11 protein-coding genes are annotated in these 10107 nt (G+C 71.4%); 5 read left to right on the top strand and 6 right to left on the bottom strand.

Annotated features, from left to right (window positions below; translation table 11 throughout):
- Window positions 1–1277: PD-(D/E)XK nuclease family protein (locus tag OJ997_RS31900; protein WP_270029428.1), on the bottom strand; the 1277-nt coding region annotated here is incomplete at its 3' end.
- A 174-nt stretch (window positions 1278–1451) separates the two neighbouring features.
- Between OJ997_RS31900 and OJ997_RS31895 the strand changes: the two genes are divergently transcribed.
- Window positions 1452–1787, top strand: a complete 336-nt coding sequence (locus OJ997_RS31895) for a hypothetical protein (RefSeq protein WP_270029427.1) — start codon at window positions 1452–1454, stop codon at window positions 1785–1787.
- Between the two features lie 57 nt (window positions 1788–1844).
- Here the strand turns inward: OJ997_RS31895 and OJ997_RS31890 are convergent, their stop codons facing one another.
- Window positions 1845–4079 (bottom strand): type IA DNA topoisomerase, encoded by a 2235-nt coding sequence (locus OJ997_RS31890; RefSeq protein ID WP_270029426.1) that lies wholly within the window; start codon window positions 4077–4079, stop codon window positions 1845–1847.
- A 19-nt stretch (window positions 4080–4098) separates the two neighbouring features.
- Window positions 4099–5244 (bottom strand): MarP family serine protease, encoded by a 1146-nt coding sequence (locus tag OJ997_RS31885; protein ID WP_270029425.1) that lies wholly within the window; start codon window positions 5242–5244, stop codon window positions 4099–4101.
- A 52-nt stretch (window positions 5245–5296) separates the two neighbouring features.
- Between OJ997_RS31885 and OJ997_RS31880 the strand changes: the two genes are divergently transcribed.
- On the top strand, window positions 5297–6988 hold the full coding sequence (locus tag OJ997_RS31880) for a penicillin-binding transpeptidase domain-containing protein (RefSeq protein ID WP_270029424.1): 1692 nt from the start codon (window positions 5297–5299) through the stop codon (window positions 6986–6988).
- A 12-nt stretch (window positions 6989–7000) separates the two neighbouring features.
- Here OJ997_RS31880 and OJ997_RS31875 read toward each other — a convergent pair whose 3' ends face one another.
- From OJ997_RS31875 to OJ997_RS31865, 3 genes are read right to left on the bottom strand one after another with little or no spacing between them, the layout of a single operon-like run.
- Window positions 7001–7549 (bottom strand): hypothetical protein, encoded by a 549-nt coding sequence (locus OJ997_RS31875; RefSeq protein WP_270029423.1) that lies wholly within the window; start codon window positions 7547–7549, stop codon window positions 7001–7003.
- A gap of 15 nt (window positions 7550–7564) precedes the next feature.
- The gene (locus OJ997_RS31870; RefSeq protein ID WP_270029422.1) at window positions 7565–8059 is read right to left on the bottom strand and encodes an SRPBCC family protein; all 495 of its coding nucleotides are present in this window, start codon (window positions 8057–8059) and stop codon (window positions 7565–7567) included.
- A 12-nt stretch (window positions 8060–8071) separates the two neighbouring features.
- A complete protein-coding gene (locus tag OJ997_RS31865) occupies window positions 8072–8335 on the bottom strand; it encodes a hypothetical protein (protein ID WP_270029421.1) in 264 nt (87 codons plus the stop codon).
- A 134-nt stretch (window positions 8336–8469) separates the two neighbouring features.
- Here OJ997_RS31865 and OJ997_RS31860 point away from each other — a divergent pair, with 134 nt between their 5' ends.
- The 3 genes from OJ997_RS31860 to OJ997_RS31850 are packed head-to-tail and all read left to right on the top strand — an operon-like array spanning window position 8470 to window position 10102.
- A complete protein-coding gene (locus OJ997_RS31860) occupies window positions 8470–8928 on the top strand; it encodes an FHA domain-containing protein (RefSeq protein ID WP_270029420.1) in 459 nt (152 codons plus the stop codon).
- Between the two features lie 25 nt (window positions 8929–8953).
- Window positions 8954–9733, top strand: coding sequence for a ParA family protein (locus OJ997_RS31855; protein ID WP_270029419.1), 780 nt, complete (start codon window positions 8954–8956; stop codon window positions 9731–9733).
- 9 nt (window positions 9734–9742) lie between these two features.
- Window positions 9743–10102 (top strand): response regulator, encoded by a 360-nt coding sequence (locus tag OJ997_RS31850; protein WP_270029418.1) that lies wholly within the window; start codon window positions 9743–9745, stop codon window positions 10100–10102.
- The last annotated feature ends 5 nt before the right edge of the window (window positions 10103–10107 follow it).

The following is a 10107-nucleotide window of genomic DNA, read 5'->3' as shown; positions in this document are numbered from 1 at the left end:
CTACGATCCGACTTGACGTGGGCGTCGGCGCGCGGCGCGGACTCGTCCGGCGCGGCGAGGCCGTCGCCGGGCGCGGTCGCGTCGTCTCGTGGCGGGCCGGCGAGGAGGCCCTCGGGCGCGGCGGACAGCTTGCCCGGCGTGCGCAGCCAGGTCACGACGTCCTGGGCCGTGCCGCCCGGTGACGCGGCGCGGGCGAAGGCGAGGATGCCGGCGCCGAGGCGGGTCTCGGCGAACGGGGTGCGGAGCTCGTGGGCGACCGGGATGTCGTAGGCGTCGAAGACCTGGGCGAAGAGCTCGCTGGCGGGGCGGCCGCGGACGAGCACGGCGATGTCCTCCGGGGCGAGGCCGTCGCGGAGGAGCTCGAGGACGGAGGCGCCGACGAGCTCGGCCTCCGCGCGTTCGCCGCCGGCCTCGAGCAGGCGGACCGCGCCGTTGGGCGGGACCTTGCGTGGGAGCGGTTCGAACAGGGCGCGCTCGAGGTGGTGCAGGGCGCCGCGGGCGCTCTGGGCGTAGTGCTCCGAGCGGGGCTGTAGGACGACGTGTTCGCGGGCGAGCGGCTTGAGCAGCTCGACGGTCGTGGCGCTGCCGGCCAGCGCGGCGCGGCCCGGCTCGTAGGTCACCGCGACCGTGACCTCGGTCTCCGTGTGCCGGACCAGCGACTCCACGAGGTCCAGCTGGGTCGGGAGCAGCTCGTCGAAGCCGTACAGGAACAGCGGGCGGCCGTCCCAGGCCTCACGCGCCTTGTTCAGGGCGAGCTGGGTGAGGCCGTCCGCGTCGACGGTCTCCAGCGCCTTCAGCCGCGCGTGGTAGGCCGAGTACAGCTGGGCGAGCTCAGCGGCGTGCGCGGGCGCCGTACCCGCCTCCCGCCACGACCGCACCGCCGCGCCGAGGCGGCCCGGACCGGCGAGCGAGCGCTGCAGCTCCGCGAACAGGTCCGCCAGGGCCTCGGCGAACCCCGGGCCCTGCGCGGAGGCCTTCAGCGCCTTGAGCTCGACGTCGGCGACCGCGGCACGGACGACCTGCGCGCGGGCCAGGCGGCCGAGCGGGCGGGTTCGAATGCCGGCGGCCTTCGCGAGGTCTCGCATCAGGAACGGGAACGTCGTCACCTCGGCACCGAACACCAGCCCCGCGCCGGCCAGCTCGCGCGCGTAATGCGTCGCGTCCGCGGTGGTCGGCACGACCAGCACGGGGTTGCGCGACAGCGCGGCGCGAAGGCGCTCGAGGACGGCGCCCGCCTTGGCCGCGTTGGCCGGACCGGTGATGAGGGTGAGGGGCATGGACGGGCCCCATAGGGTCGCGTGCTGACCGGACGGGTCAGTGGCGGGGCGAGCCGTTTCCCGCGTGAATGCAGGACGAAACAGAATCTGGACGGATGTACGACAGCGGAACCCATTAAGACTTGCGACATTGGGTCGCGCCAGTCCGCTTCAACCCTTTGTCCGGAGGCAGTGATGCCGACCCTGCACCTCCCCGCCGCCCACACCGACACGGATGTTGCCCTCGCCACCGAGGTGGCGCACGTGGTCGGCAGCTATGAGCTCTACGTGACGTGGACGCACGGCGAGGGCCCCGGCCTTCCGCCCGAGATCGAGTGCGAGGCGTACTCCGAGCAGGACCCGCACCCGGCGATCACGCCGCTCGGCGAGCTGATCTTCGCGATGGCCCAGGGCCTCTCGGCGCTGTGGCAGGCGATCGTCCACCCGCAGGCCGCTCGCGAAGCGCTCCCCGCGCCGCGCGAAGAGCGCCGCCGCTCGCAGCGCCCCACGGCCGGCGAGCCGTTCGCCTAAGCCCCGCGCGGGTCATCCGTCACTTGACCCCCTATGCGGGGGTCAACTGACGGCGCGCTACGCGGCTTCGGACTGAGAAGCCGCTTCGGCGGGCGCCGCCGCGGCTTCGGTCGCCGCGGGCTCTTCGCCCTCGGGCGGCTTGGCGCCCTCGCGGGCCCACGGCTCGTCGAACTCGACGCGCCAGCGGCCCTCTTCGGTCTGCATCAGCGCGAGCTTCGCGCGGAACGAGCGACCCGACCGACCCTTGAAGCCCGTGACGGCCTTCTCGGTGCGACCGCGTGAGATGAGCTCGCGGGCGACGGCCGGCGGCAGGGTCTTGCCCGCCTTGCTCTTCCAGATGACGAAGCCACAGCCCGGGTCCTCGCGGCCCCAGCAGGAGAAGCCCTTGCGGTTCTCGACGATGTCGTGGCCGCAGACCGGGCACGGGCCGAGGTTGGCCCGCGGGATCTTGACTTCCTTGAGCTTGTCGTCGAGCTCGCGGACGGTCGCGTCGGCGAACTGGGCGATGTCGCCCATGAAGTTCTCGCGCGCCTCGTCGCCGGCCTCGATCTTCGACAGGCGGTGCTCCCAGTCGCCGGTCAGCGACGGCGACGTCAGCGCGTGCTCGCCCAGCAGGCGAATCACGGACAGGCCCTTCTCGGTGCAGACCAGGGAGCGGCCGTCGCGCTCGACGTAGCCCACGTCGATCAGGCGCTCGATGATCGCGGCGCGGGTGGCCGGGGTGCCGATGCCCGAGTCCTTCATGGCCTCGCGCAGCTCCTCGTCCTCGACGAGCTTGCCGGCGGTCTCCATGGCGCCGAGCAGCGAGGCGTCGCTGTAGCGACGCGGCGGCTGCGTGATCTTCTCCTCGGAGCCGACCTCGCGCACGTCCGACTGCTCGCCCTGCACGAGCTTGGGGAGCTGCTGGTCGGGCGCCTCGTCGTCCTCGCCGCCGCGCTCCTCGAGGCCCTCGCCGTACACGCCGCGCCAGCCCGCTTCCAGCAGGACCCGGCCGCGGGTGCGGAAGATGTGCTCGGCGACGGTCGTCTCCAGGCGCGTGTTCTCGAACACGGCGTCGGGATGGAAGACGGCCAGGAAGCGCCGGGTGACCATGTCGTAGATGCGACGGTCGTCGTCCGAGAGCTTGTCGACCTTGTGGTCGGAGTTCGTCGGGATGATCGCGTGGTGGTCGGTGACCTTCTCGTCGTTGATCACGCGACCGAGCGGCAGCACGTCCAGCCCGGTCACGTAGGCGGAGGCCCGCGCGTACTCGCGCTGCGTCCCCAGCAACGAGGCGATCGGCTTGATCTCCGGGATCATGTCCGTCGGCAGGAAGCGCGAGTTCGTACGCGGATACGTGAGCACCTTGTGCTCCTCGTAGCAGCGCTGCGCCGCGGCCAGGGTGCGCCGGGCGGAGAACCCGAAGCGCGTGTTGGCCTCCCGCTGCAGCGACGTCAGGTCGTACAGCAGCGGCGACTTCTCGGACCGCTTGGTCTTCTCGAGCTTGGTGATCGTGCCGCGCCCGCCCCGGACGGCCTCGACGATCGCCGTGGCCTCCTCGGCGGTCTTCAGCCGCGGCTGGGCGCCGGCGTGGAAGCGCCCCACGTACGAGCGCGGGTCGTCGACCGTCTCGAACGTCGCGTCGACGAGCCAGTACGGCTCGGGGACGAACGCGCGGATCTCCTCTTCGCGCCGGGCGATGATCGCCAGCGTCGGCGTCTGCACGCGCCCCAGGGACACGGCGCCGTCGAAGGAGCTGCGCAGGCGGATCGTCGCCGCGCGCGTCGCGTTCATGCCGACGATCCAGTCCGCTTCCGAGCGCGACCGCGCCGCTTCCTCGAGCTTCGCGAACTCGGAGGCCGGCCGCAGCGAGGTGAACGCGTCCTTGATCGCCTTCGAGGTCATCGAGGACAGCCACAGACGCTGGACGGGCTTCTTCGCGCCCGCCTTCTCGAACGTCCAGGCGAAGATGAGCTCGCCCTCGCGCCCCGCATCGCAGGCGTTGATGACATCGGAGACGTCGTCGCGCTTGAGCATCCGCGTGATGACGGTCATCTGCTTGCGGGAGCGCTCGTCGCGCACCACGAGCTTGAACTTGGGCGGCACGATCGGCAGATCGTTCATGCGCCACTTCTTGTACTTCGCGTCGTACTCGTCCGGCTCGGCGAGCTGCACGAGGTGCCCGACCGCCCACGTGACGACGTGGGAATCCGACTCGAGGTACCCCTCGTGCTTGGCGAAGGCGCCGGGCAGCGCCTTCGTCAGGTCTCGGCCGACGGACGGCTTCTCGGCGATGACGAGGGTCTTGCTCATTGGGGGCGTGAGAGTAGCGCTAGCTGGTACATGGACCCGTCGACACCCCGCTGGAGGACTTCGCGCGTTCGAGCGCATCGGCCGCGATCGCGTTGGGCACGCCGAAGCCGCCGCGCGGCCCCGAGGTGGTCGCCGCGAACACCGTCGTGACCACTTGACCGTCCTTGTCGACCATCGGCCCGCCCGAGTTCCCGGACCGCACCGCGCCGCGCAGGGACGTGATCGTCCGCCGCACCGGGCCCTGGCCGTAGGCGTCCTGCGTGATCACCTCGCGCGTCTGCCCGACACGCCCGGCTCGCACGTCGTACGGACCGTTGCCGGGGAAGCCGAGGATCGCCGCCGAGGTGCCCGATTTGGGCTCCACGGCCAAGGTGAGCGCCGGCGCGTCCAGCCCCTCGACGCGCAGCACGGCCAGGTCGTTCTTGGGGTCGAAGGACACGACCACCGCGTCCTGCCCCGGCTCACGTCCACGCACCAAGACCCGTGTGTCCTTCTGTCCCGCCACCACGTGCGCGTTGGTCACGACCAGCCCGTCGCCCGCGACCCAGCCCGAGCCCTCGACGCCCAGCCCGCAGGCGTTGCCGAGGATCTTCACGACCGAGGCGGCCGCCGCGCGCACGCCTTCCGCCCGCGCGATCCCGGACGTCGGCGCCGGCACGTTCGCCTCCGGGCCGTCGATCCGCGGGAACGGATCGAGCCGCGCGAGCGCGTCCAGCAGCCCCGACGAGGGCGGCAGCACGGTGTTGATGGCCTGCAGGATCGTGGAGCGCTGCACCTGGCGGCGGGCGTCGCCGCCGTTCGCGAGCGCCAACGCGCCGAGCACCCAGACGATGCCGACGCCGACGCACGCGGTGAGGACCGAGCCCAGGAAGCCGTCGACGGCGGTGGCGGCGGGCGATCTCACCCGCCCCCGCAATCGCGCGCCTATGCCCTCGAACCCGATCGCGAAGACCATGCCCGCGATCAGCGCCCCGACGAGGGCGAACGCGGGCGACCACGGTGATCGGCTGCCCTCGTCGAGCACGAGCGGACCGATCCGCGTGCCGACGAACGCCCCGACCGCGAACCCGAGCAGCGCGAGCGCCCCGGCGACGAATCCCTGCGCCCAGCCGAAGAGGCCGAGCAGCACCACGACGCCCACGATCAGCCAGTCGATCCCCGTCACTGCATCCGAGCGTACCGGCGAGCCGAATAGAGTCCGCCTAGAGTCCACTCCGTTGGCCCGCCGTCACGTCATCGCCAGCCCGAAGCGCTTCGCCCCGCTCGCCGCTTCCGCCGCGCTCGCGCTGGTCGGCGGAATCGTGGTCGGTGCACGCCATGAGCCGCCCGAGAAGCGGACCGTCGAGTCCTTCGCGAAAGCGTGGGAGCGCGGCGACCAGCGCGCCATGTACGCGCTGCTCTCCGACGACGCCCGCCGCCGTACGAGCTACGCCCGGTTGGAGCGCACCTACAAGCAGGCCGCGGAGACCCTGACGCTCCAGAAGGTGCGGACGGGTCCGGTCGAGCAGACCAACCGCATCCCGATCGTGCTCGAGACGCGCATCTTCGGCGCGCTGCGCGGCGTGCTCGTGCTCACCACGGGCGAGCGCAAGGATCAGGACCCCGGCATCGACTGGACCGCTGAGCTCGTCTACCCCGGCCTGCACCGGGGCGAGAAGCTCAAGCGCGAGACGACGCTGCCCGAGCGGGCCTCGATCCTCGCCCGCGACGGCACCCCGCTCGCCGAAGGCCCGGACCGGTTGTCGGATCTCGGACCGCTCGCGTCCGAGATCGCGGGCCGGATCGGTCCCGCCCCCGAGGACCGCCTGCCCGAGCTTGCCAAGCGCGGCGTGCCCGACGGCTCGCCCGTCGGCCTGACGGGCCTGGAGCGCCAGTTCGACGAGCGCCTCTCCGGGAGCCCCGGAGGCGTGCTCTACGCCGGCGGCCGCGTGCTCGCCCGCAAGGCCGCGATCCGTGGCGCCGACGTGAAGTCCTCGATCGACCCGAAGATCCAGCGCGGCGCGGTCGAGGCGCTCGCGGGCCGCTACGGCGGGATCGCGGTGATCGCGCCCAAGACCGGTGAGGTGCTCGCGCTGGCCGGGATCGCGACCTCCGCGCCCCAGCCGCCCGGAAGCACGTTCAAGATCGTGACCCTCGCCGGCGTGCTGGAGAACAAGGTCGCCAAGCGGACGGACACCTACGAGGTCACCGACCGCACGACGATCGAGGGCGTCGACATCCAGAACGCCAACGGCGAGTACTGCGGCGGCTCGCTGCGCACCTCCTTCGCGCACTCGTGCAACAGCGTCTTCGCGCCGCTCGGCGCGCAGCTGGGCGCGGAGAAGCTCGTCAAGACCGCCGAGGACTTCGGCTTCAACCAGGACCCGGGGATCCTCGGCGCCGCCCGCTCGACGATCCCCGCCGCGAACGAGATCGGCGACGACCTCGCCGTCGGCTCGACCGCAATCGGTCAGGGCAAGGTGCTCGCGACCCCGCTGCAGATGGCCGTCGTGGGCGCCACCGTGGCCGCCGGCGGCGTGAAGGCGACGCCGACCCTGCTGCGCGGCGACGACACGCAGACCACCCGGGTGATGAGCAAGGGCGTCGCCAGCACGATCAAGAGCTACATGCGCACGGTCGTCACCGACGGCACCGGCGGCGCGGCCGCGCTCCCGGACGTGAAGGTCTCGGGCAAGACGGGCACCGCGGAGCTGCGCACGACGGTCAAGGAGGAGCCGCCGCCGGAGGTCACCGACCCGAACGCGACGACGCCGCCCGAGGACGACACGACGGACACGGACGCCTGGTTCGTGGCCTTCGCGCCCTACAAGAACCCGGAGATCGCCGTGGCCGCGCTGTTCGTGGCCCAGGGGACCGGGGGCGACACCGCCGCCCCCGCCGCGCGCGTCGTGCTCGACGCGGCGTTCTAGAGCCGCCCCGACCTAGAGGTCGAGGTCGATCTCAGCCGTCTCGGAGCCCGGCTTCTCGATCTCGAGCTTGAGCGGCCGGTTCTGCAGCGAATCGGTCTTGAGGCGATAGAGGATCAGCGAGCCCTGGATCGGGCCGCTGGCCGCCGCCGTGTCCGGCAGCGGGAGCACCTGGTCCGCGCCGAGCGGGCGCGGGTTGTACGCGAACGGATTCGACTCCGCGAGCGGAACCGGCTCGTACCGGTTCTCCTCCGTGTCCAGGACGGAGATGTCCTCGGCCGGCTGGATCGTCTCGTTCGTGTAGTTCTTGACCCGCATCCAGACGCCGAACCACGTCTCGTCGCCGGGCAGCGTCGGGCTGACGCCCGCGGGCAGGCCCGTCAGGTACTCACGGTCCTCCCGGTCGCTCGGGTTCAGGAAGCGAGACATCTGGACCTGGTAGACGAGGTTGCCCACGTCCACGTACTCACCTTCGGTCTCGGCCTCGTGGTTGAAGGCGTGCTTGTCCCCGCACCCGGACAGACCCAGGGCAACGACAGCGGCAAGAGCTAGAAAACGACGCATGGCGAGCGCTGGACCTTACAACCCGCCGACGGTGGCGCGCGCCCCGCGGCCGGAGTCTTCCTCGAGGATGCTCTGCACGCGGGTCAGCGCCTTGCCCAGCTTGCGCTTGTACCAGACGCGGCGAGCCGTGACGGCCTCGATGAAGCGGTCGGTCGGCAGCTTGGGGGCAGTCTCCGTCGTGACCTCGAGGCGCGTGGCGCTGCCCGAGGGCTGGAGCGTCCAGGTCGTCCAGGTCTCGTTGCGGTTGAACTTCCCACCGCGACCGGCCGCGACGATCTGGAACGGCGGCTTGACCTCGATGAACGTCATGTCGTTCCACGAGAACCGGTCCAGCGGCGCGTCCAGCTTGTAGCGCGCTCCGGCCCCGCGGCCGTAGGACTCCTCCCGCGTCAGCCGCCACTGGGACGTGAAGTGGTCGCTGAACTCGGGGTGGTTGGCGATGTCCGCGAGGTACTCGAAGACCTCTTCGCGGGGGCGGTCGATGACGACGTGGGCGGTGATGGGATCCATCACCGCGGCATTTTAGGCGGCGAGGCGACGACGCACGGTGTGGTCGCGCTCAGCCGAGTGCACGATCTCCATCCGGCCGGGCGCTTCGCCGCGTCGCAGCGGGCGGCAGAGCTCGCAGACCATGCGCTCGCCGTACATGTAGACCGTCTCGCCCAGGAGCGGGGTGCGGTGGCAGTGCTCGCACCCGCGCCGGCCGCCGGCGAGGGCCCGCATCGAGGCCCGGACGAACGAGAGCTCCGGGGGCCCGAACGGTTTGAGAAGCGACAGGGAGGCCATGCCCGTGAGCTTCGCGGCGGGGGCCGTCAGCCCTCCCGCTGCAAGCCAATCTCCAAGATGGGGTCGTCGCCCCACGCCCTCGGGGTTATGATCCCGGAGCGGAGGGGTCGGTCGAACCCAGGGAGGAAGCTGTCTTGAAGGACCCACGTTTCGACGACGACACCCAGTACACCGGCACCCTGCCGGGGACGGAGATGTTGCGCGTCTCAGCACGCCCGGATCCCCCGGCGTGGCTGCAGGAAGCCCGCGCGGGCCTTGGCGGGCCCGGCCGCTACCTGGCGTTCGAGCAGGACGAGCGCATCGTCGTGATCCCGGTCACGCGCGAGTGGACGCGGATCGGCCGCTCGCTCGCCGCCGACATCCGCTTCGACGACGCGACGGTGTCGCGCCGCCACGCCCTGGTCGCCAGCGAGGAAGGCGGTGTCCGCGTCCTGGACGACCGCTCGCTCAACGGCATCCAGGTCAACGGCCGGCGCGTGGAGTGGAGCCCGCTGGCGGACGGCGACGAGATCCTCGTCGGCCGGCACGCGCTGTACTTCATGGACACCGCGGCGGTGCCCAGCTCCGCCGAACCGGCTGCCCTGACCGAATAGCGCTCCCTGTAGGGTTCGCCCACGCATGGCCGACACGATCGCGGTCCTGTCGCTCAAGGGCGGCACGGGCAAGACCACGACCGTCCGTACGCTGGCTGACGTGCTCCGGCAGGTCGGCCTCGACGTGCTGACGATCGACCTCGACCCGCAGGGCAACCTCTCGGACTACTTCGACGTGGCCCGTGACGCCTCGCCGACCGTCGCCGACGTCCTGTCCGGCGACGCGAAGGCCAAGGAGGCCGTCCACGACGGCGTCATCCCGTCCTCGCTGAACCTGGCGGAGGTGGAGCGCGCCCTCTCCGGCAAGATGGGCCGCGAGCTCGTGCTCAAGAAAGCGCTCAAGGACGTGCGCAAGGCCTACGACGTGATCCTGATCGACTGCCCGCCGGCGCTCGGCCTGCTCACGATCAACGGGCTCGTCGCGGCCGACTACGCGCTCATCTCGAGCGAGGCGCAGTACTTCGCGCTGCAGGGCACGACCGGCGCGAACGAGCTGATCGAGCAGGTCCGCGAGTACTACAACGACGACCTCGAGCTCGTCGGCGTGCTGCTCAACATCGCCGACATGCGGACCAAGCACTCACGCGACGCGTACGCGCAACTGCTCCAGACCTACGGCGAGAAGGTGTTCGCCGCCGTGATCCGCTCGTCGATCGCCTACGCCGAGTCGGCCGAGAAAGCGCTTTCCATCCTGGAGTACCGTCCGGACCTCGGCCAGGACTACTACGCGCTGGCGGACGAGGTCCTCGCGCGCATCGGGCGCGAAGAGCCCCGTGGCGCTTTGGCCCCGTTGCTCCTACACTGACGCGTCGGCATGGGGATCAGCGTCTTCCACTGCGACGACTCGGAGGCGTTCACGCGTCTCGTCGCGTTCTGGCTCGCGGAGCACGAGGACATCGTGCACGCCGGCCAGGCCCACACGGCCGAGGCGGCGCTGGCGGCGCTGGCCGAGACCACGGCGGACGTCGTGCTGCTGGACACGCTCGGCAAGCCCGGCGACAACACGCTCCTGAACGAGATCCGCGCCGTGGCGCCGGGCGTGAAGGTGATCGTGTACTCGGGCTACGTGCGGCTGATGCAGGAAGGCGCGCTCGGCGAAGGCGCCGACGCGTACCTCGAGAAGGGCGACGACGACGGCCCGCTCATCGAGGCCATCCGCGCCGTAGTGGCCTGAGGGCC

Origin of the sequence: Solirubrobacter phytolaccae (assembly GCF_027587195.1) — a bacterium.
In the GTDB taxonomy this organism is placed as follows: Bacteria; Actinomycetota; Thermoleophilia; order Solirubrobacterales; family Solirubrobacteraceae; genus Solirubrobacter; species Solirubrobacter phytolaccae.
This window is presented reverse-complemented; position numbering and strand designations above follow the sequence as displayed.